Consider the following 21200-nt stretch of genomic DNA (forward strand, 5'->3'; position numbering starts at 1 on the left):
TCACGAACGGATTCTGAAGTGATTTCAAAAGAAAAAATATCTTTTTGCATTTCAAAGTTAGTTACTTTGTTTGCAAATTTTTGTTCCAATTTCTCTTGTATAAGTGCCGTTTCTATAGCCATTTTTATAGGTTGTAAGAAGCTAATAATTCTTTATATTCTGGAGAGTTTCTGCGACGCACCGACTCGTTTTTAACCAACTCTTGCAACTGCATAACACCGTCTACAATTTGTTCAGGTCTTGGAGGGCAACCCGGCACATAAACATCTACTGGAATAACTTTGTCAATGCCTTGCAATACAGAGTAGGTGTCAAAAACACCGCCCGAAGAAGCACAAGCACCAACGGCAATTACCCAGCGTGGCTCCGACATTTGTTCGTAAACTTGGCGTAAAATAGGGGCCATTTTTTTAGAAATCGTACCCATGACCATTAGCATGTCGGCCTGACGAGGAGAAAAACTCACCCGTTCTGATCCAAATCGTGCCAAATCATAATGTGACGCCATGGTAGCCATGAACTCAATTCCACAACACGAAGTAGCAAATGGCAACGGCCATAATGAATTAGCTCTTGCTAAACCAACAACATCATTTAGTTTCGTTGCAAAAAAACCTTCTCCAACAACTCCTTCTGGCGGAGCAACCATATTTGTTTTTGTACTCATAACAATTGCTGTTTTATTCCCACTCTAGTGCTTTCTTCTTGATAATGTAGAAAAAACCAACCAATAGTAATAGCATAAATATCACCATTTTGATCATTCCATCCATTCCTAATTCTTTGAAATTTACGGCCCAAGGATATAAGAAAATAACCTCCACGTCAAACAAGACAAAAAGGATGGCTACCAAGAAATATTTTACAGAAAAAGGGATGCGCGCATTTCCAACAGATTCGATACCACATTCAAAGTTTTTGTCTTTGTTGGCCGAACTTCTTTTAGGTCCTAAAAAGTTAGAAATTATTATGGTTCCTACTACAAAACCAACGGCTAATCCGAGCTGCATCAAGATTGGAAAATAATCAAATTGGGTGGATTGCATCTGTTTAAATTTTAAGTTTTATAAAATAGCCACAAATATACATTGCATTATTTAATTCTCAAAAATCAAAAGATAAACGTTTGTTATTTATTTCTTTAAATTAGCTTATTTAAAACAATTCTAAATAAATTAGTCTTTTTTTACCGTTTTAGCCATCCCGTAATGCTTAATCGCGGTTCTTGCGTGACTAAAACTTCATGCAGCAGTTCGTTGCTTTTAAAAAAAACAGTCGTGCCGCCAATGGGCGAAATTTTTTGCGTATTTTTTTCTTGGTACACACACAATTCGCCGCCGTCATCTATTTTCCATTCGGGATTTAGGTAACTGATCATAGAAAATTGCCGACTCGAATTGTCTTGAAATTGATCAAAATGTTTTCGGTAAAAAGCGCCTTTTTCGTAAAACGAATAATGAAATTCATATCCGGTTATTCCAGCATAACAACTTTCGTTTAAATACTTAATAAAGGCTTCTATTTGATCTAAGAAAGCTGTTTCTTGAGCATTGTTGTTTTTTCGGTCCAACCAATAAATACAATCTTTTCGAATCGCCTGATTTTGTTGTAGTTTTTGGGTATTGCCTATGCCAGCAGGCGCCAATAAATTGTCAAAATGGAGTTGGTGTAATTGCGCGGCCAATTGTGTTCGTAACGGTAAGGCAATAAAATTTTCAACAACACCTACTTTTGTTGCTATATAACGCGCAATCAAAGTCTCAAAACATGCTTCCATTTGTGGGCTTCCCAATATGACGGGTTTTTGCAAGGTAGTCTAAATAAAAGGGTTTACTGTGTATTTGTGAAAATAGTAATAAAATGTACCTTTACTCATTATTTGCAATCTATGGAAACAACACTCACACGAGCCAATGAAACGTATGCAGCGTGGAACAATTTGCCACTCAACGAACGGCTAACTTTTTTGCCAAATCTTGCCCAACATTTGTTGGAAAATAAAACGGTTTTTGCTGCTGTAATTACGAGTGAAATGCAAAAACCTATTGCACAAGCTATAGCAGAGGTAGAAAAATGTGCGTTGTTGTGTACGTATTATTTCGAAAACGCGTCCTCTTTTTTAAGCGCAAAAATAATTAAAACAGAAGCCTCAGAAAGTTTTGTTACGTATGAGCCTCTCGGTGTAATTTTAGGTATTATGCCTTGGAATTTTCCTTTTTGGCAAGTGTTTCGTTATGCTATACCTGCGCTTGTTTCTGGAAATACAGTTGTGGTCAAACACGCTAGTAATGTGCCAAAATGTGCTCAATTGTTGCAAGATTTGTTTGAAGAAGCGGGATTTCCATTAGGTTGTTATCAAAATTTAGCCCTTTCAAGCGTTGAAGTGGAAGAGGTAATTGCCAATCCCATTATCAAAGCGGTTTCCTTAACGGGAAGTGAATTTGCTGGAAAAGCGGTTGCTGCAATTGCTGGAAAACACTTGAAAAAATGTGTATTAGAGTTGGGAGGGAACAATGCCTTTATTGTACTTGAAGATGCTGATATTGAAGCGGCTGTTGCTATTGCAGTTAACGCTCGGATGCAAAATGCGGGACAAAGTTGCATTGCCGCCAAGCGCTTTTTAGTGCATGAAAGTATAGCCGATGCCTTTATTTTCCAATTTAAAGCAGCACTTCAAAATTTAAAAACGGGGGATATTTACGATAAAGCCACGCAAATAGGGCCTTTAGCCCGATTGGATTTGGCAGCCGCATTAGACAATCAAGTACAGAAATCGATAGCTATGGGGGCTCAATTAATTTTGGGAGGCACTAGAGATGGGGCTTTTTATGCCCCGACATTATTGGCTAAGGTTACGCCTCAAATGCCAGTTTTTACTGAAGAAACGTTCGGACCCGTTGCGGCAATCACAACATTTTCCAATCTTGATGAAGCCATTGCTTTGAGCAACCAATCTAATTTTGGTTTGGGCGTTTCTATTTTTACGCAGGACATTGCAAAAATCAAGACAAAAATTGCGGCTTTTAACGAAGGAGCGGTCTTTATCAATGAAATGGTAAAATCGGATCCTAGATTGCCATTTGGAGGGGTAAAAAATTCGGGTTATGGCAGGGAATTGGCCGAAGAAGGGCTAAAAGAATTCGTAAATACTAAAACAGTATTTATCAAATGTTTGTGATTTTTTGAATTTCAGAAAAAATTACGCTAAAAAAACATAAAAACACATACTTAATCTAAAAATTCATAAAAATTTAGAGAATACCCCTATATTTTTATAATAAAATAATTTTAAATTAACTTTTTCGTATTTTTACCCTATAAAATTAAGGGGTATGAAAATTAAAAAAAGATGGCTGGTTTCGTTTATCATTATTTGTTTGGTGGCTGTTGCCAGTTTGTTTTGGGAAAATAAAAACCAATTGCAGCATAGGTTTTTAACCACGGAAGCTATCAATTATGCCGATGTTGCCTGGTTACTCACTTCCTCTTCTTTTGTGTTGTTGATGACACCCGGACTTTCTTTTTTTTACGGCGGCATGGTCGGTAAAAAAAATGTCATTTCCACCATGTTGCAAAGTTTCATTTCATTAGGGGTTGTTAGTTTGTTGTGGGTGGTTGTAGGATTCAGTCTTTCTTTTGGCGACAGCTTGGGATTTGAAATAGGAGGTACCCATTATGGTATTATTGGAAATCCCATGGATTATTTTTTTATGGATAATGTGGGTGCTTTGCCGCACAAACAACTTGCCACGACGATACCTTTTGTACTTTTTGCTTTGTTTCAAATGAAATTTGCCGTGATTACACCCGCCATTATTACGGGTTCGTTTGCCGAACGGGTTCGATTCATTGGGTATTTGTTTTTTATTTGTTTGTTTACCTTATTTATATATACTCCATTATGTCATATGGTATGGCACCCCAATGGATTGTTAGGAAGTTACTTTGGTGTGAAAGACTTTGCCGGAGGTACTGTTGTGCACATGAGTGCTGGTTTTGCCGCATTAGCAGGCGTTTTAGTGTTGGGGAAACGCAAAAATAGCGAGCATATTCCAACCAATATTCCTTTTGTTTTACTCGGAACAGGGATGTTGTGGTTTGGATGGTTCGGATTTAACGCCGGTTCGGCTATGGCTGCAAATGGTACAGCTGCTATGGCATTTGCAACAACAACCGTTGCCTCCGCATCTGCTATGTTGACGTGGGTATTTTTTGATCGAATTAACGGAAGAAAAGCGTCGGCATTAGGCGCTTGTATTGGCGCCGTAGTTGGTCTTGTTGCCATTACACCGGCCGCCGGATTTGTTTCGATTCCTAAAAGTATTTTTTTCGGATTTCTTGCAGCGCTCGTTTCGAATAAAATGATGTATTGGAGTAAATTAAAAGCCATCGATGATACGCTTGATGTGTTTGCTTGTCATGGAGTTGGTGGAATTATGGGAATGCTATTAACCGCCATTTTTGCCGAAGGCGAAAACGCAAGTTTATTACACGGCGGTTGGACGGTTTTTGGACACCACATGGCGGCCTTAGTTTTAGTAGCTTCGTTCACCTTTTTTGGGTCCTTATTGTTGTACAAAGTAGCCAATTGGTTCATTCCTTTGCGCGTTTCTGAAGCGTCTGAGCAACTCGGCCTTGATTTATCCCAACACAATGAAAAGTTTTAATTTATTTTGTATTTTTGGATAAAATCCAACGCCACGTATGAAAAAAATCTATCTCCTTTTTCTTTTTGTTGCTTCAGCCCTTTCGGCACAAAATCTGGAATCGGAAAAGAAAAAAGTCACTCAATTTTTAGACCAGTGGCATGCCGCTGCCGCTGCTGCTAATTTTGAAACCTATTTTGGTGCCATGGCAGAAGAATCCATTTTTATTGGCACCGATGCAACCGAAAATTGGAACAAAAAACAATTTCAAGCCTTTGCAAAACCTTATTTTGATAAAGGAAGAGCCTGGAATTTTAAAGCCATCGAACGTAATATTTATTTCAACGAAAATACAAAATTGGTGTGGTTTGATGAATTGTTAAGTACACAAATGAAAATTTGTCGTGGTTCGGGTGTACTTGTTCTAGAAAATGGACAATGGAAAATTAAGCATTATGTGCTTTCGATGACGATTCCAAACGACACCACGGATGAAGTAGTCAAAATAAAAGCGCCTATAGAAGACGCTTTACTTGAAAAAAAGAAGCAATAAGTTACTGGTTATAGATCTGTTCTTTTAAATTTTTAAACATGGCTTCCGTCATGGTGGCCATATCAAAGTCATTGTGCCAACCCCAATCTGCTCTAGCAGAAGAATCATCAATACTAGCGGGCCAACTGTCGGCAATTTTTTGACGAAAATCGGGCGCATAACGCAATTCAAACGCAGGATAATGTTTAGTGATAGCTGCTCCAATTTGTTGGGGCGTAAAACTCATTGCCGCTAAATTATAAGAAGAACGAATTTTTATTTGCTCAACAGGTGCTTGCATGATTTGAATCGTCGCTTTGATGGCATCGTCCATATACATCATGGGCAATTCGGTATTTTCCGATAAAAAACTAGTGAATTTGCCGTCGGTGATCGCTTTGTGATAAATGTCAACCGCATAATCAGTGGTCCCTCCACCGGCTTCAGTACTCCAACTAATGAGTCCAGGATAACGGATGCTTCTTACATCTACACCATATTGTTTGTGGTAATATTCACACCATCTTTCGCCCGTTTGCTTCGAAATTCCATATACGGTTGAAGGTTCCATTACGGTAAATTGCGGGGTGTTATGTCGGGGTGTTGTAGGGCCAAAAACGGCTATACTTGAAGGCCAAAAAATTTTCTTAATCTTTCCTGCTTTGGCTAAATTTAAGACATGAAACAATGAATTCATATTTAAATCCCAAGCAAAGGCTGGGTTTTTTTCAGCGGTTGCCGAAAGTAATGCCGCCATTAGATATACATCGGTGATCTGGTATTGCTCAATTAAGTGTTCAATTTGATTGTAATCTAACGCATTAACGACTTCAAAAATACCATTGTTGACAACTTCATTGTCCAGTTTTCGTATATCCGTGGCAATAACATTGTTAACACCATAAGTCGCTCTTAATTTAGCGGTAAGTTCTGTGCCTATTTGACCACAAGCACCAATAATTAATATTTTCGTGTCCATTTGATTACTTAAAAATAGAAAACAAATATACTTTTTTTGAACGGAATTAAGCGTCCTCTTTTATTAAATTTTCAACAAAACCTCGCTTTCAATTCATTATTCTTACTATACAGATAGGAAAATAAGAATTCCTAATTCGTATGCACTTGAATTTCAAATCCCTGTTAAGATATCCTTAGATTGTACGGATGTTTTTATAAACATTTGTACCTTTGTTTTTTAATATACAAACATGAAACGTTTACTAGTTTTTTTAATTTCTTTTTTTATGCTTTTGAGTTCCTGTCAGGAGGACGCTCAACAACAATTGGATGCGAAAAAAATTGCACAAAAAAACGAAGCTGTTTTTAAAAATATTTCTAAAATGTGGCAGTTTCAATTTCCATCGGCAAGAACTGAAATAACAGCCACATTAAATACTTGGAATGCTTGGAGGCAATTTGAGATAGAACTACTTCAAAAACCAAAGTCAACGTTATCCGCTTTTAAATTAAAAACTAAAAATATTGCCTCAAAAGCCGATGCCTTAATCACAAGCATTCCATTGGAATACAATAAACCACAAGTATTGAGTCGCCTAGCAGCATTAAATACCAAATTAAAATCCCTCGAATTATATCTTAATTTAAGCGTTATTCCTGAGCAAAAAGTGGCCCAACTTATTCCAGAAATCAACGAGGAAATCAAAGGGTTGTACAATCAATGGGATGAAATCCTAATTAAAAAAGCCATTCCAAAAGAAATTGGGGAAGAGTTAATGTTGCAAGCTTTGGATACGGCACGCAATGCGCGTCCTGATCTCATGAAACAAAAAATGGAAATTTCAGACAAAATAAAATAACTAGTAGTTTTGAGTACTTCCGATATAATTTCTATTTACGATAGATCTTCAAAAACCACCCTTTTAGCAGCTTCCTTTGAAGCCCGTCAAAAATCACAAATCACCGGATTGGTGGGTTCTTCGTTGTCTTTTGTAGCGCATTCCCTGTTTAAAAAATCGGAACTGCCCTTTCTTTTGCTATGCAATACGAAAGAAGAAGCGGCCTACTATTTAAACGATTTAGAACAATTACTTAACGCTGAAGATGTACTGTTTTATCCAAGTTCGTACCGCAGACCCTATCAAATAGAAGAAACCGATAACGCTAATGTATTATTGCGTGCTGAGGTATTAAATCGGATCAATTCGCGCAAAAAACCAGCAATCATTGTTTCCTATGCCGAAGCCATTTTTGAAAAAGTAGTTACCCGAAAAGAGCTGGAGAAAAACACCCTGAAATTATCGGTGGAAGATCAATTCTCCATTGATTTTATTAACGAAACCCTTTTTGAGTACAATTTTAAACGCGCAGATTTTGTTACCGAACCGGGCGAATTTTCCGTTCGTGGAGGAATCATTGATGTGTTTTCGTTTTCCAATGATAATCCGTACCGAATCGAATTTTTTGGCAACGAAATCGACAGCATCCGAAGTTTTGATGTCGAAACACAATTGTCTATTGAAAAACTGAAAAAGATTGCTATTATTCCCAATGTTGAAAATAAATTACTACAAGAAAACCGCGAAAGTTTTCTGGACTATATCAACGAAAAAACGGTCTTATTCATACAAAATACCGAATTATTAGGGCAACAATTGGATAAATTATTCGACAAGGCCAATGAAGCTTTCGAAAAATTATCAAAGGATATTCAGCACGCGCCACCCGAAGAATTGTTTTTAAATCAAAAGCAGTTTTTAAAACGCGCGCTTGATTTTTCGGTAATTGAATTGCAAACCAACCCTGTTTTCAAAACCGACAAAAAAGCCGAATTTCACATACAACCGCAACCTTCGTTCAATAAACAATTTGACTTGTTATTAAACAATTTGAGTGAGAATCATTTCAATGGGTATAAAAATTATTTGTGTTGTTCCAATTCCAATCAAGCGAGTCGTTTTCATGATATTTTTGAAGACATCGATGCTGAAAATTCGGAAAGTGTTCGCAAGCAATATAAAACCATGGTGTTGCCATTATTTGAAGGTTTTATCGATGATGAAAATCAAATTGCGTGTTACACCGATCATCAAATTTTTGAGCGTTACCATAAATTTTCCATCAAAAATGGCTATTCCAAAAAGCAAACCATAACATTAAAAGAAATAACTTCCCTGTCGGTGGGCGATTATGTAACGCATATCGATCATGGGATTGGAAAATTTGGTGGTTTACAAAAAATTCAGGTCGAAGGCAAAACGCAAGAAGCCATTAAACTGGTCTATGCCGATAATGATATTGTATATGTAAGCATCCATTCGTTGCACAAAATCTCAAAATACAACGGAAAAGACGGAACACCTCCCAAAATATACAAACTAGGTAGTAACGCTTGGAAAGCCTTAAAACAAAAAACAAAAGCACGGGTTAAGCACATTGCGTTCAACTTAATTCAGTTGTATGCAAAACGAAGATTAGACAAAGGGTTTCAATTTGCTCCCGACAGTTATTTGCAAAAAGAATTAGAAAGTTCGTTCATTTACGAAGATACGCCCGACCAAATTACCGCCACTTTAGACGTTAAAACCGATATGGAGAGCGAGCGTCCAATGGACCGATTAGTGTGTGGTGACGTTGGTTTCGGAAAGACAGAAGTAGCCATTCGCGCGGCTTTTAAAGCGGTGGATAACGGAAAACAAGTTGCCGTATTAGTGCCAACGACTATTTTGGCGTATCAACATTTTCGTACTTTTTCGGAACGTTTGAAAGACATGCCCGTTACCGTAAGTTATTTGAACCGATTTAGAACGGCGAAACAAAAAACGGAAACGCTTCAAAAATTGCAAGAAGGAAAAGTTGATATTTTGATTGGAACCCATCAATTGGTGAATAAAAATGTGGTGTTTAAAGATTTAGGTTTGTTGATTATCGACGAAGAGCAAAAATTCGGCGTCAACGTAAAAGATAAATTGAAAACCATCGCCACGAATGTCGATACTTTGACGTTAACCGCTACGCCGATTCCGAGAACCTTGCAGTTTTCGTTGATGGCAGCGCGCGATTTATCGGTAATTACAACACCTCCGCCTAATCGTTATCCTATTGAAACGCAAGTCATTCGTTTTAACGAAGAAGCCATTCGAGATGCGATTTCCTATGAAATTCAGCGAGGGGGACAAGTGTTTTTCATCAATAACCGTATCGAAAACATCAAAGAAGTCGCCGGTATGATTCAGCGATTGGTTCCGGGAGCAAAAGTAGGTATCGGTCACGGTCAAATGGAAGGCAAAAAACTGGAAGAATTGATGTTGGCTTTCATGGAAGGTGAATTTGACGTTTTGGTCGCAACCACCATTATTGAAAGCGGTTTGGATGTGCCGAATGCGAATACGATTTTTATCAATAACGCCAATAATTTCGGATTGTCTGATTTGCACCAAATGCGCGGTCGTGTGGGAAGAAGTAATAAAAAAGCGTTTTGTTATTTCATTACGCCGCCGTATTCGATGATGACGGGAGAAGCCCAAAAGCGTATTACAGCTTTGGAACAATTTAGCGAACTAGGAAGCGGTTTCAATATTGCGATGAAAGATTTAGAAATTCGGGGTGCGGGTGATTTATTAGGCGGTGAACAAAGTGGTTTTATCAACGAAATTGGCTTTGATACCTACCAAAAAATCATGAACGAAGCCATTGACGAGTTGAAAGAAAACGAATTCAAACACTTGTACCAAGAAGAAAACGACATTGAAACCAAAGAATTTGTCAAAGACATTCAAATTGATACCGATTTTGAATTGCTGTTCCCAGATGAATACATCAATAACATTACCGAGCGTTTGAATTTATACAACGAGTTGAGCCAAATTAAAGACGAAGCTGCGTTACAACAATTTGAACAAAAACTAATTGACCGCTTTGGCGCCTTGCCAAAACCAGCGATTGACTTACTCAATAGCGTGCGCATCAAATGGAAAGCTACCGCTATGGGCATTGAACGTTTGCTCATGAAACAAGGTAAAATGGTGGGTTATTTCATTGGCGACCAACAAAGTAATTTCTACCAAAGTAATCGTTTTATGAACGTACTACAGTTTGCCCAACGCAACGCTACCGTTTGTAAAATGAAGGAAAAAGAAACCAAAAACGGCTTACGTTTATTACTGACTTTTGATAATGTGAAATCAGTGAACAAGGCGTTGGAGTTGTTGGAGGGGATTTAAAATTATCAAAAATTAATATTTTATTATTGTAAAACAATAATTTTTCATATTTTTGTCTCGGACTTTAAAACGTAAAAGAGATGAGAAAATTAAATTTTTTAAAAGGAATAGTCGATTTTGTTTGGATTACCATGTTGATTACGATTCCGTTTTTATTGTTTTTTATTGTTATGGTGCTTATTGATAGTGAACCTTTTGATGTTCCAATTAAAGTTAATGGGACTATTTTAGAAGTGGTTGATTTAAAAACTAAAGTACTTTTTGGGTTTTTATGTATTTCAGCTTCACTTATTATTTACGGTTTGTTTCTGTTTAGAAAATTATTGCGTTTGTTTCAATTGAAAATTATTTTTGATCTGGAAATTGTAATCCTAATGAAGAGATTAGGGTTTGTAATTATTTTATCTGCTTTGTTAGGAGGAATTCCTAATTTAATTCTAGAAATAGTAAAAAATAATATTTCATTGAGTATAGGATTGAATCCTTTTGTTTTGTTGTTTTCATTAGGCTTATTTTTCTTAGTTTTGAGCGAAGTTTTTACCATCGCTAAGAATATAAAAGAAGAAAACGACTTAACTTTTTAATTATGCCCATCATCATCAATTTAGATGTCATGTTAGCCAAAAGGAAAATGCGTTCGGCAGAATTAGCAGAAAAATTGGGCATTACAACGGCTAATTTATCCATCATAAAAACGGGTAAGGCAAAAGCAATTCGATTGACTACTTTAGAATCAATTTGTGAAATCTTGGATTGTCAACCAGCCGATATTTTGGAATATGTAAAAAAGTAATTTTATCCCAGCCCACACAAATTTCTCAACAGATAGATAGCGCGGAATTGCATTCCGTGACCCGACCGTTCGGATTCCTTTCTGCAGCGTTACCTCGGAATACACCGCGCGAAGCGAATGGACAAAATGATCCGAGTTAATAGGTTTTAAATGGGTAAACAAGTGTTAAATATCTCATAATCAAATTATTATTGATTTATTGTTATATATTTATTTAAATTTTTTTAAATGGATGTAAATAGTAAACCGGTAAAATCTGACAAATATCTAATTGATGGTCAAATTCACACTTGGAATGGGGAATTCAATAAAGTATATTCTACCATATCACTTACAGATACCTACCAACCCACTTTTTTAGGCGAAGTCCCTAATTTAACCGAAAAAGAAGGATTAGCGGCTGTACATGCCGCTACAAACGCCTATGATAACGGTCAAGGAATTTGGCCTACAATGAAGGTAAGTGATCGAATTAAATGCGTTGAAAACTTTGTAAACCAAATGAAACAGACACGTTCTGAGGTGGTTAATTTTTTAATGTGGGAAATTGGAAAAACGCTACCTGATAGTGAAAAGGAATTTGATCGTACTATTGAATACATACTTGAAACGATTAAAAGTTATAAAGAATTAAACGCAAGAAATGCACATTTTTCTAATGTTCAAGGGGTTAATGCCATGATTAGAAGAAGCCCTTTGGGGGTGGTTTTGTGTCTAGGACCTTATAATTATCCTTTAAACGAAACCTTTACGTTATTAATACCAGCGTTGATTATGGGCAATACCGTGATCTTCAAGCCTGCAAAACTAGGGGTTTTACTTCATGGACCACTATTAGAAGCTTTCAATTGTTCCTTTCCCAAAGGAGTGATTAATATAGTCTTTGGACGGGGTAGAGAATTAGCGACTCCTATAATGAAATCAGGATTAGTAAGTGTATTATCATTAATTGGAAATAGTAAAGCCGCAGTTGCCCTTCAAGATTTGCATCCCTATAAAAACAGATTGCGATTAATTCTTGGATTAGAAGCTAAAAATCCAGCAATTATTTTAAGTGACGCCAACATGGACTTAACGGTTTCTGAATGTATAATGGGAAGTTTATCCTTTAACGGACAGCGGTGTACCGCTTTAAAATTAATTTATGTACACGAAGATGTTACCCAAGAATTTTTAGAAAAATTTTCAAACAAAGTAGATGAATTAGTTTTTGGAAATCCCTGGGAAAAAGATGTTTTTTTAACACCACTTCCAGAAAAAGACAAACCTCAATACATTAAAGAGCTAATAGATGATGCGCTTCAAAAAGGAGCCAAAATAATCAATAAGAAAGGCGGTATAATTACGGATAATTATATTTATCCCGCCGTTTTATACCCTGTTGATGCTACTATGCGGATTTTTCATGAAGAACAATTTGGACCAGTGGTTCCAGTGATTTCATTTAACGATATTGAGGTTCCTTTACAGGATATGTCGCAATCAAATTACGGCCAACAAGTTAGTTTGTTTGGGAAAAACAGCACCGTAATTGCCCCGCTTATTGATTCATTAATCAATTTAGTTTGCCGCGTTAATTTAAACAGTGCTTGTCAGAGAGGGCCAGATGTTTTTCCATTTACAGGTAGAAAAGATTCTGCTGTTGGCACCTTAAGTATACATGATGCTCTGCGCTCATTCTCGATACGTACTTTTGTGGCCTCTAAAGATAATTCATATAATAACGAAATTTTGCAAGAATTATTAGACAGTAAAAAGTGTAATTTTATTAATACAGATTATATTTTATAAAGAAATATAATTTTTACAGTAGTGTAGCTTTCATAAATAGCCCGAAACGACGCAACCGTATCGCAGAATCTATTGCGTGAAAATAATTACCCAAACAACTCACTAACCACATCTTCAATCTTCGCTACTAAAACAACTTTTATTCCGGTGTTTTTCAACGAAATTTTGTTGTGTTTGGAAACGAAAATGGTAGTAAATCCTAATTTTTCCGCTTCTTGAATGCGTTGCTCAATGCGGTTAACGGGTCTAATTTCACCTGAAAGTCCGACTTCGCCGGCAAAGCAAAAACCTTCGGCAATGGCAATGTCTTCGTTTGAGGATAAAATAGCCGCCACAACAGCTAAATCAATGGCGGTGTCTTCTACGGATATTCCTCCAGTTACATTTAAAAATACGTCTTTGGTGCCTAATCTAAAACCAGCGCGTTTTTCTAAAACAGCTAAAATCATGTTCAAGCGTTTGGCGTTATATCCCGTGGTGCTGCGCTGCGGCGTTCCATAAACTGCCGTGCTTACCAAAGCTTGAATTTCGATCATCAACGGCCGCATGCCTTCTAAAGTGGTAGCAATGGCTGTTCCTGAAAGTTGTTCGTCTTTGTGCGAAATTAATATTTCAGAAGGATTGTCCACTTCGCGCAAACCCGAACCTTGCATTTCGTAGATGCCTAATTCGGCTGTAGAACCAAACCTGTTTTTCAACGATCGTAAAATACGATACACGTGATTTCGATCGCCTTCAAATTGTAAAACGGTATCGACCATGTGTTCCAAAATTTTAGGTCCGGCGATGGTGCCGTCTTTGGTAATGTGTCCAATTAATAAAACAGGAACATTGGATTCTTTGGCATATTTAATCAACTCCGCCGTACATTCTCTAATTTGAGAAATACTTCCCGCAGACGATTCAATATAATCAGTATGTAGGGTTTGAATCGAATCGATAATGACAATATCGGGTTCAATTTCCAATATTTGACGAAAGATATTTTGGGTTTTGGTTTCGGTTAAAATGTAGCAAGTATCGCCTGTTGAGGTAATGCGTTCAGCACGCATTTTAATTTGCTTTTGGCTTTCTTCACCCGAAACATAAAGCGTTTTATAGGGTAATTTTAATGCAATTTGCAAGAGTAATGTGCTTTTTCCAATCCCTGGTTCGCCACCTAACAATGTTAAGGAACCCGGAACCAATCCGCCACCCAAAACCCGATTTAATTCGTTATCTGTGGTGTTCATTCGGATTTCTTGAGCCGTGTCAATTTCTTTGATGAGTAAAGGCTTAGTAGCCGATTTTGAAGTAGATGAGGTGGTTTTCCAAGCTGCTTTTTCTTCTTTTTGCACCAATTCTTCTACGATGGTATTCCATGCTTTACAAGCGTTACATTGTCCTTGCCATTTTGAATATTGGGTGCCACAATTTTGGCAGAAGAAAGCGGTTTTTACTTTGCTCATAGGATATTTTGTAGCGTCTAATTTTGTTTAGGCAGCAATTTACTAATTTATTTCTTATTGACCACGGGTAAAAGTAAATAAGACAACAGTCCTAGAAATATCGTTAAAAGCGTTTGTGAAGTCCAAATTAACCAGCCAAAAGCTACGCCAATCTCATTTGAAATACCATACAGCGAAAAAATCATTGCAATAGCTAAAGGGTAGGCCCCTAAACCACCGTTTGTAAACCCTACTGCCAAGGTACCAAAAATAAATCCCATGAGTACTACATCAAAGGAAATGTGGGCTGTTTCTGGTAAGGCAAAAATTGTGATATAAAACATGATTAGATAGGAGAACCAAATTAAAAACGAATGAAAAAGATAGTACCATTTGTCTTTCATTTTTACGATGCTCAGCATACCTTCAAGTAATCCTGATAATTTTTGTTTTAGTGTAATTATGATTTTCCATTCGGCATAAATCCAAACGAAAATAAACAAAACAAAAAGCATCAATCCCGATAAGGATACCCACAATAGGGTTTCAAATTTTAGATTTTTTTCCAGTAAAAAAGCATACATCGTATCAAATTGCGACACCAATCCAAGGGTTATAAACAGTAAAAAAATCAGTACATCCACCATTCGTTCGGCAACTACAGTGCCAAAGGCTTTGTCGAAGGGCACTTTTTCATATTTTTTTAGCAAGGCCGCTCTGGTAATTTCCCCCGATCTCGGAAGCGTTAAATTTACCAAGTAGGATACGCAAACCGTCATGAAATCGTTGTGAAATTTTGTTTGATAGCCCAAGTGTTGTAGGGCAAATTTCCAACGGTAAGCTCTGGACCAATAGCCCACAAGAGAAACCAATAGCGATAGGTATATATAAAAATAATCGGCCTTTAAGAAGCTCAATTTAATATTCTTGAGTTCGGTTGGTGTAAGCGTTGTAAATTGATAATAAATGATGCCAATTCCAATGATTAAAGGAACAATTAGGCTTAAAAATTTACGTAATAACACTTTCAAATTAGGTCAACGAATTGTCCTTTTCGTTTGGAAAAACGAGGGTAGGTTTGAAATTTTTAGCGGCTTCAAAATCTAGTATTCCATAGGAAATAATGATCACAATATCGCCACGGTGCACTTTTCGCGCAGCCGGTCCGTTTAACGTGATTTCACCTGAATTTCTGGGCCCTTTGATGGCATAGGTTTCAAGGCGTTCGCCATTATTAATGTTCACGATTTGTACTTTTTCACCTTCAATGATGTTTGAAGCTTCCATTAGCGCCTCGTCTATGGTGATACTTCCAATATAATTCAAATCGGCACCGGTAACCGTTACTCTATGAATTTTCGATTTTACTACTTGAATTTGCATGAGGCAAAGGTAATTAATTTAGTGAAATATTATCAATTAATCGAATTTTCTCAATGAAAACGGCAATAAATCCGCGATATTTTTGATTAGAAACTTTACTATCAGCCGATAAGAGCGTGGCTTCATCTGTAATTTCAAAATATTCTAATTCAAATTCGGGATGCTTTTCAAATTCGGTTTTTACGAAGGCAATTGTATCTGAAATTGATTTTTCGGAAAAAGTTTTTTTTGCCAGCTGCAAAATTTCGAAAACGATCGCCGCTTTTTTTCGGGCATTCATAGAAAGACGTTCGTTTCTTGAACTCATGGCCAGGCCGCTTTTTTCACGATAGATGGGACAACCTATTATATTTACCGGTAGTGCATGTTTGTCGACTAATTTCTTTACAATTTGTAGTTGTTGAAAGTCTTTTTCTCCAAAATAGGCCGTTGCAGGTTTTACAACTTCAAACAAGCGTTTTACGATGGTCCCTACTCCGTCAAAATGGCCGGGGCGGTGCCTTCCTTCCATTTGGTGTTCCAAGCCATCATATTCAAAAGATTCTGAAACGGTATTTCCTTCATAAATATCAGAAATTTCAGGAGCATATACTATAATGGAATGGCTAAGTTGGCTCATTTTTTTGATATCTTCTTCAAGGGTTCGAGGGTATTTGTCTAGGTCCTCTGCATTGTTAAATTGGGTAGGATTTACAAAAATACTCATTACAGTAATATCGTTTTCAGCCAGTGATTTTTCAAGCAAAGACAAGTGTCCTTGATGCAGGGCACCCATAGTAGGTACAAATCCAATCGATTTGTGTTGATCGATGAATGGGCTTAAAAAAGCACTTAATTCGGACTTTTTATTAAAAATGAGCATTTTAATTCGGGTTAATTCTGATGCAAACTTACTATTTTAGTGGATAAATCCATAAAATTTTGTAATTTTGCAAGGTTTTTTAAAACAATAATTAACAAGAATACATTATGGAAGACAAGAGGATATTGTATGTATCATCTGAAGTGGTGCCTTATTTAGCGGAGAACGAAGTGTCGTTACAATCGTATGAAATGCCTAAAATGATTAATGATTTGGGAGGACAAATACGAATTTTTATGCCTAGATATGGTAATATTAACGAAAGAAGGCATCAATTGCATGAAGTAATTCGTTTATCCGGAATGAATTTAGTAGTAAACGATATGGATATGCCTCTCATCATTAAAGTGGCTTCAATTCCAAAAGAAAGAATACAGGTTTATTTTATTGATAATGATGAATATTTTAAGCGAAAAGCTACTTTTTCAGACGAAGAAGGCGTTTTGTATTCTGATAATGACGAGCGCGCTATTTTCTTTGCCAAAGGAGTAGTTGAAACGGTTAAAAAATTAAATTGGGTTCCCGATGTTATTCATGTGCACGGTTGGATGGCAGCTTTATTACCGGTTTACCTGAAACATTATTACAAAGACGAAGGTATTTTTGCAGAAACTAAAATTGTTACTTCGGTATATGAACATGGTTTTGAAGGCGAATTGGATGCAAAATTATTGGATAAAGTGTTGTTTGATGCCATAGAAAAAGATGCTGTTGGGGTGATTGAAAAACCAAATTATGAAAACCTAATGAAGCTTTCGGTTTTGCATTCAGATGCAGTAGTTTCGGGTTCTGAAGTGCTTTCTCCAACTTTAACAAAATTTATAGAAAGTTCGAACAAACCTTTTTTACCTTTCAGCTCTAAAGAAAGTATGAAGGAAACCTATCCTTCATTCATTAAGAATCAAGTTTTATAATATGAAGAATAGTTTAATTAAAGGAATTGCATTATTTGTAGTGATATTTGGATTAGTATCTTGTGATAAAGATTTTAATTCAATGGGTTCTGATTTAGTAGATGATCATAATTTTACCCTTGAAAAATATGAAGTACAACATTTAAAAGCCTATTCAAAGGCAACAGGTCCTGTTCAAACCAATAATTTACCCATCAATGCTTTAGGAATCTATAAAGACCCTTATTTCGGAACTACTAAAGCACAATTTGTGTCGCAAGTAGAACTTTCAAGTGGTAATCCTACTTTAGGCTTTCAACCTGTAATTGATTCGGTTTATTTGCATGTTCCTTATTTCAGTACGCTTAAATCTACCTCGGATACCGGCGAAAAAATATATGAATTGGATTCCGTTTATGGGTATGCTGAAACGGCTAAATTTAAACTTCATGTATACGAAAATAAATATTTTTTAAGAGATTATGATCCGGATACCGATTTTGAAAGTGCGCAAAAGTATTTCTCCAATGAGAAATTTTTAGTTGATGCTTACAAAGGTACTGAATTGTTAAACAACAGTTCTAATGTCGCTCAAAACGAAGAGTTCTTGATCAACAATAAAGAAATTTATATCTACAAAACAAATGGAAATGGGGAGTATTTGAATGATTCTGGGGCAGTTTTGGCAGATCAAAACAATCCGGCATTAAGAATTATTAAAGAACGCAAGTTGCCCGGCATTTGGCTCGATTTGAAAAATAGTTTTTTCCAGCAAAAAATATTAGATGCCGCAGCATCTGGGGCCTTGTTTAACAACAATGTATTTAAAAATCATTTTAGAGGATTGTTGTTTGAGGTGGAGGCGATTACTCCCGATCAAGGAGCGCTTGCCATGTTGGATTTTTCATCGGCTGAAATCAAGATAATTTTCAAAGCCTCAAATGTGGCTCCTACTACTGAAGCACCCAATCCAACTAGAACAAGAAAGGTGTTGAATTTGCAAATGGGATATAAATCATCTACTGCCAAAAGAGCGAATTGCATCAATTTTATTGAGCATACAAAATCAGCAGATTATCAAGCTAAATTAGCCAGTTCAGACGTGTTAAATGGCGATGAACGTATATACCTCAAAGGAGGAAACGGTTCGGTTGCTTTCCTAGATGTATTTGGACCGGATGTAAAAAAAGCAGTCAATGATGTTATGGTTCCAGAACCAAATGGAAATGGTATCCCCGATGAATTAGAAGAATTGCGCATCAATATGAAACTAAACCGATGGTTAGTAAATGAGGCAAATCTTATTTTTTATATAGATCAATCGGCACTTTATCAACAAGCTACACTTTCAAATACGAAGCAAGTAGAGCCCGAGCGTATTTATATTTTTGACGCTACCAATCACAAACCAATTCTTGATTACAATGCCGATAACTCCAACGGGACTACCCCTAAAAAGAATAAAGGGGCTTTTGGTGGTTTAATTGAAAGAGAAACGGTTGCTGATGCTAATGGGAATAAAAAAGGAATTAAATACAAAGTGCGACTGACCGAATACATCCGCCAATTGATTAAGAACGAAAATACCAATTATGATGACAATGTCCGTTTAGGGGTTGCCGTAATTGAGGATATCAATTCGCCAGCGAATGCAGCTATCAATCCGACCAATCCAATTACAATTGGAACGAGTCAGGTCCCATTCATTCCGGTTTCAACGGTAATGAGCCCTTTAGGAACCATATTGTATGGAACAAAAATTCCAGCAAGTGATCCTAACGTGGCCAAAAAATTAAAATTAGAGATATATTTTACCAAACCTAACGAATAATATATGTGTGGAATTGTAGCCTATATAGGCCATAGAGACGCTTATCCTGTGATCATTAAAGGATTACATCGATTAGAATATAGAGGTTATGATAGTGCCGGAATTGTATTGTATGACGGCAATGCTTTAAAATTATCTAAAACCAAAGGAAAAGTTTCTGACTTAGAAGCAAAATCCGGAAAAGAACAAACTCTTTTTGGAAAAATTGGAATGGGACATACACGTTGGGCTACCCACGGGGTTCCAAACGATGTCAATTCGCATCCGCATTTTTCCAATTCCGGAAAATTAGTCATCATACACAACGGGATCATTGAAAATTATGAGCCCTTAAAGCAAGAATTAATCAAACGAGGCTATACTTTCAAATCGGATACCGACACGGAAGTTTTGGTTAATTTAATTGAAGAAGTTAAGAAAAAAGAAAATTGCAAATTAGGAAAAGCAGTTCAAATAGCTTTAAATCAAGTAATTGGAGCCTATGCTATAGCGGTTATCGATGTTGAAAAACCCGATGAAATCATAGTAGCCCGTTTGGGAAGTCCTTTAGCTATTGGAATTGGCGAAGACGAGTTTTTTATTGCTTCTGATGCGACTCCTTTTATTGAATATACGTCAAATGCCATTTATCTAGAAGATGAAGAAATGGCCATTGTGCGATTACACAAGCCCTTAAAAGTTAGAAAAATCAAAGATGATTCATTAGTAGATCCTTACATTCAAGAGCTTCAATTGAACTTAGAGCAAATTGAAAAAGGCGGGTATGATCATTTCATGATGAAAGAAATCTATGAACAACCCAATGTAATTAAAGATACCTACAGAGGAAGACTTTTGGCAAACAAAGGCATCATTCAAATGTCAGGTGTGGAAGATAATATTGAAAAATTCTTAAATGCGAAACGCATTTTGATTGTTGCCTGTGGCACCTCTTGGCATGCAGGATTAGTTGCTGAATACATCATTGAAGAATTTTCAAGAATACCTGTTGAGGTAGAATACGCTTCCGAATTCAGATACCGAAACCCCATCATCAACAAAGATGACGTAGTTATTGCTATTTCACAATCGGGGGAGACGGCAGATACATTAGCCGCAATTAAATTAGCCAAGGAAAATGGCGCTTTTGTTTTTGGTGTTTGTAATGTAGTAGGCTCATCTATTTCTCGTGAAACCCATGCGGGTGCTTATACCCATGCTGGGCCAGAAATTGGAGTAGCGTCTACTAAAGCGTTTACGACTCAAATTACCATTCTTACGTTGTTAGCCCTACGGTTGGCAAAAGCAAAAGGAACCATGTCTAATTCTGATTACCAACGCTATTTATTGGAATTAGAATTGATGCCAGAAAAAGTTCAGGAAGCCTTGTTGACCAATGATGTTGCCAAACAAATTGCTGAAATATATAAAGATGCCTCGAACTGTTTGTATTTAGGAAGAGGATATAATTTTCCGGTTGCTTTAGAAGGGGCCTTGAAGTTAAAAGAGATTTCCTATATTCATGCCGAAGGCTATCCAGCAGCTGAAATGAAACACGGTCCGATTGCACTAATCGACGAACATATGCCTGTTATCGTAATTGCACCAAACAAAGGACATTATGATAAAGTAGTAAGTAATATACAAGAGATTAAATCGAGAAGCGGTAAAATTATTGCCGTAGTGACGAAAGGCGACACGCAAGTCAAAGCCTTAGCCGACCACGTTATTGAAATACCGGAAACCAACGAGCCCTTTACTCCGTTGTTGACCACGATACCGCTTCAATTGCTGTCGTACCATATTGCTGTTTTAAGAGGATGTAATGTAGATCAACCCCGAAATTTAGCAAAATCAGTTACGGTGGAATAACATTTTAA

The 21200-nt window shown here is 36.8% G+C and carries 19 protein-coding genes; 11 read left to right on the forward strand and 8 right to left on the reverse strand.

Annotated features, from left to right (window positions below; translation table 11 throughout):
* Positions 1–124: 124 nt before the first annotated feature.
* The 3 genes from ACIQ6Z_RS03940 to ACIQ6Z_RS03950 all read right to left on the reverse strand — a co-directional run bounded on the left by ACIQ6Z_RS03940 (position 125) and on the right by ACIQ6Z_RS03950 (position 1810).
* Positions 125–667, reverse strand: coding sequence for an NADH-quinone oxidoreductase subunit B (locus tag ACIQ6Z_RS03940; protein WP_396142181.1), 543 nt, complete (start codon positions 665–667; stop codon positions 125–127).
* Positions 668–680: 13 nt separating this feature from the next.
* Positions 681–1046: an NADH-quinone oxidoreductase subunit A gene (locus ACIQ6Z_RS03945; RefSeq protein WP_396197085.1), complete on the reverse strand. Its 366-nt coding sequence runs from the start codon at positions 1044–1046 to the stop codon at positions 681–683.
* Between the two features lie 140 nt (positions 1047–1186).
* Entirely contained in the window at positions 1187–1810 is a 624-nt protein-coding gene (locus tag ACIQ6Z_RS03950) for a 2OG-Fe(II) oxygenase (protein WP_396209634.1), read from the reverse strand.
* Positions 1811–1888: 78 nt separating this feature from the next.
* Here ACIQ6Z_RS03950 and ACIQ6Z_RS03955 point away from each other — a divergent pair, with 78 nt between their 5' ends.
* From ACIQ6Z_RS03955 to ACIQ6Z_RS03965, 3 genes are all read left to right on the forward strand, one after another.
* Complete coding sequence (locus ACIQ6Z_RS03955) at positions 1889–3178, forward strand: NAD-dependent succinate-semialdehyde dehydrogenase (protein WP_396209635.1); 1290 nt, start codon at positions 1889–1891, stop codon at positions 3176–3178.
* A 154-nt stretch (positions 3179–3332) separates the two neighbouring features.
* Positions 3333–4667 carry an ammonium transporter gene (locus tag ACIQ6Z_RS03960; RefSeq protein WP_396209636.1) on the forward strand — a complete coding sequence of 445 codons (1335 nt, stop codon included), beginning with the start codon at positions 3333–3335 and terminating at the stop codon, positions 4665–4667.
* Between the two features lie 37 nt (positions 4668–4704).
* The gene (locus ACIQ6Z_RS03965; protein ID WP_396209637.1) at positions 4705–5199 is read left to right on the forward strand and encodes a nuclear transport factor 2 family protein; all 495 of its coding nucleotides are present in this window, start codon (positions 4705–4707) and stop codon (positions 5197–5199) included.
* A 1-nt stretch (position 5200) separates the two neighbouring features.
* Here the strand turns inward: ACIQ6Z_RS03965 and ACIQ6Z_RS03970 are convergent, their stop codons facing one another.
* On the reverse strand, positions 5201–6157 hold the full coding sequence (locus ACIQ6Z_RS03970) for an NAD-dependent epimerase/dehydratase family protein (protein ID WP_396209638.1): 957 nt from the start codon (positions 6155–6157) through the stop codon (positions 5201–5203).
* A gap of 232 nt (positions 6158–6389) precedes the next feature.
* Between ACIQ6Z_RS03970 and ACIQ6Z_RS03975 the strand changes: the two genes are divergently transcribed.
* From ACIQ6Z_RS03975 to ACIQ6Z_RS03995, 5 genes are all read left to right on the forward strand, one after another.
* A complete protein-coding gene (locus tag ACIQ6Z_RS03975; protein WP_396209639.1) occupies positions 6390–6998 on the forward strand; it encodes a hypothetical protein in 609 nt (202 codons plus the stop codon).
* Positions 6999–7097: 99 nt separating this feature from the next.
* A complete protein-coding gene (gene mfd, locus ACIQ6Z_RS03980) occupies positions 7098–10361 on the forward strand; it encodes a transcription-repair coupling factor (protein ID WP_396209653.1) in 3264 nt (1087 codons plus the stop codon).
* Between the two features lie 80 nt (positions 10362–10441).
* Positions 10442–10945 (forward strand): DUF2975 domain-containing protein, encoded by a 504-nt coding sequence (locus tag ACIQ6Z_RS03985; protein ID WP_396209640.1) that lies wholly within the window; start codon positions 10442–10444, stop codon positions 10943–10945.
* A 2-nt stretch (positions 10946–10947) separates the two neighbouring features.
* Positions 10948–11154 (forward strand): helix-turn-helix domain-containing protein, encoded by a 207-nt coding sequence (locus ACIQ6Z_RS03990; RefSeq protein WP_396209641.1) that lies wholly within the window; start codon positions 10948–10950, stop codon positions 11152–11154.
* Between the two features lie 228 nt (positions 11155–11382).
* Positions 11383–12945, forward strand: a complete 1563-nt coding sequence (locus ACIQ6Z_RS03995; RefSeq protein WP_396209642.1) for an NADP-dependent glyceraldehyde-3-phosphate dehydrogenase — start codon at positions 11383–11385, stop codon at positions 12943–12945.
* 86 nt (positions 12946–13031) lie between these two features.
* Here the strand turns inward: ACIQ6Z_RS03995 and radA are convergent, their stop codons facing one another.
* Genes radA through panC form a run of 4 tightly spaced genes read right to left on the reverse strand, consistent with a single transcriptional unit; the run spans position 13032 to position 16617 of the window.
* Positions 13032–14393, reverse strand: coding sequence for a DNA repair protein RadA (radA, locus tag ACIQ6Z_RS04000; RefSeq protein WP_396209643.1), 1362 nt, complete (start codon positions 14391–14393; stop codon positions 13032–13034).
* Between the two features lie 47 nt (positions 14394–14440).
* The gene (locus ACIQ6Z_RS04005; RefSeq protein ID WP_396209654.1) at positions 14441–15397 is read right to left on the reverse strand and encodes a YbhN family protein; all 957 of its coding nucleotides are present in this window, start codon (positions 15395–15397) and stop codon (positions 14441–14443) included.
* Positions 15398–15404: 7 nt separating this feature from the next.
* The gene (gene panD / locus ACIQ6Z_RS04010; protein WP_396209644.1) at positions 15405–15755 is read right to left on the reverse strand and encodes an aspartate 1-decarboxylase; all 351 of its coding nucleotides are present in this window, start codon (positions 15753–15755) and stop codon (positions 15405–15407) included.
* A 13-nt stretch (positions 15756–15768) separates the two neighbouring features.
* The gene (gene panC / locus ACIQ6Z_RS04015) at positions 15769–16617 is read right to left on the reverse strand and encodes a pantoate--beta-alanine ligase (protein ID WP_396209645.1); all 849 of its coding nucleotides are present in this window, start codon (positions 16615–16617) and stop codon (positions 15769–15771) included.
* A gap of 107 nt (positions 16618–16724) precedes the next feature.
* Between panC and ACIQ6Z_RS04020 the strand changes: the two genes are divergently transcribed.
* Genes ACIQ6Z_RS04020 through glmS form a run of 3 tightly spaced genes read left to right on the forward strand, consistent with a single transcriptional unit; the run spans position 16725 to position 21192 of the window.
* Positions 16725–17531: a glycogen/starch synthase gene (locus ACIQ6Z_RS04020; RefSeq protein ID WP_396209646.1), complete on the forward strand. Its 807-nt coding sequence runs from the start codon at positions 16725–16727 to the stop codon at positions 17529–17531.
* A 1-nt stretch (position 17532) separates the two neighbouring features.
* The gene (locus ACIQ6Z_RS04025; RefSeq protein WP_396209647.1) at positions 17533–19341 is read left to right on the forward strand and encodes a DUF4270 domain-containing protein; all 1809 of its coding nucleotides are present in this window, start codon (positions 17533–17535) and stop codon (positions 19339–19341) included.
* Positions 19342–19344: 3 nt separating this feature from the next.
* Complete coding sequence (gene glmS / locus ACIQ6Z_RS04030; RefSeq protein WP_396209648.1) at positions 19345–21192, forward strand: glutamine--fructose-6-phosphate transaminase (isomerizing); 1848 nt, start codon at positions 19345–19347, stop codon at positions 21190–21192.
* Positions 21193–21200 lie beyond the last annotated feature (8 nt).

Source organism: Flavobacterium sp. (assembly GCF_044376915.1).
Classification (GTDB): domain Bacteria; phylum Bacteroidota; class Bacteroidia; order Flavobacteriales; family Flavobacteriaceae; genus Flavobacterium.

Excerpts from the sequence above, each read along its gene's own strand:
- radA (WP_396209643.1), bottom strand. The coding sequence starts at position 14,393 with ATGAGCAAAGTAAAAACCGCTTTCTTCTGCCAAAATTGTGGCACCCAA.
- glmS (WP_396209648.1), top strand. The coding sequence starts at position 19,345 with ATGTGTGGAATTGTAGCCTATATAGGCCATAGAGACGCTTATCCTGTG.
- ACIQ6Z_RS03955 (WP_396209635.1), top strand. The coding sequence starts at position 1,889 with ATGGAAACAACACTCACACGAGCCAATGAAACGTATGCAGCGTGGAAC.
- ACIQ6Z_RS03975 (WP_396209639.1), top strand. The coding sequence starts at position 6,390 with ATGAAACGTTTACTAGTTTTTTTAATTTCTTTTTTTATGCTTTTGAGT.
- ACIQ6Z_RS03945 (WP_396197085.1), bottom strand. The coding sequence starts at position 1,046 with ATGCAATCCACCCAATTTGATTATTTTCCAATCTTGATGCAGCTCGGA.
- panD (WP_396209644.1), bottom strand. The coding sequence starts at position 15,755 with ATGCAAATTCAAGTAGTAAAATCGAAAATTCATAGAGTAACGGTTACC.
- ACIQ6Z_RS03970 (WP_396209638.1), bottom strand. The coding sequence starts at position 6,157 with ATGGACACGAAAATATTAATTATTGGTGCTTGTGGTCAAATAGGCACA.
- ACIQ6Z_RS04020 (WP_396209646.1), top strand. The coding sequence starts at position 16,725 with ATGGAAGACAAGAGGATATTGTATGTATCATCTGAAGTGGTGCCTTAT.
- ACIQ6Z_RS03940 (WP_396142181.1), bottom strand. The coding sequence starts at position 667 with ATGAGTACAAAAACAAATATGGTTGCTCCGCCAGAAGGAGTTGTTGGA.
- ACIQ6Z_RS04025 (WP_396209647.1), top strand. The coding sequence starts at position 17,533 with ATGAAGAATAGTTTAATTAAAGGAATTGCATTATTTGTAGTGATATTT.
- ACIQ6Z_RS03990 (WP_396209641.1), top strand. The coding sequence starts at position 10,948 with ATGCCCATCATCATCAATTTAGATGTCATGTTAGCCAAAAGGAAAATG.
- ACIQ6Z_RS03985 (WP_396209640.1), top strand. The coding sequence starts at position 10,442 with ATGAGAAAATTAAATTTTTTAAAAGGAATAGTCGATTTTGTTTGGATT.
- ACIQ6Z_RS03965 (WP_396209637.1), top strand. The coding sequence starts at position 4,705 with ATGAAAAAAATCTATCTCCTTTTTCTTTTTGTTGCTTCAGCCCTTTCG.
- ACIQ6Z_RS03995 (WP_396209642.1), top strand. The coding sequence starts at position 11,383 with ATGGATGTAAATAGTAAACCGGTAAAATCTGACAAATATCTAATTGAT.
- panC (WP_396209645.1), bottom strand. The coding sequence starts at position 16,617 with ATGCTCATTTTTAATAAAAAGTCCGAATTAAGTGCTTTTTTAAGCCCA.
- ACIQ6Z_RS03960 (WP_396209636.1), top strand. The coding sequence starts at position 3,333 with ATGAAAATTAAAAAAAGATGGCTGGTTTCGTTTATCATTATTTGTTTG.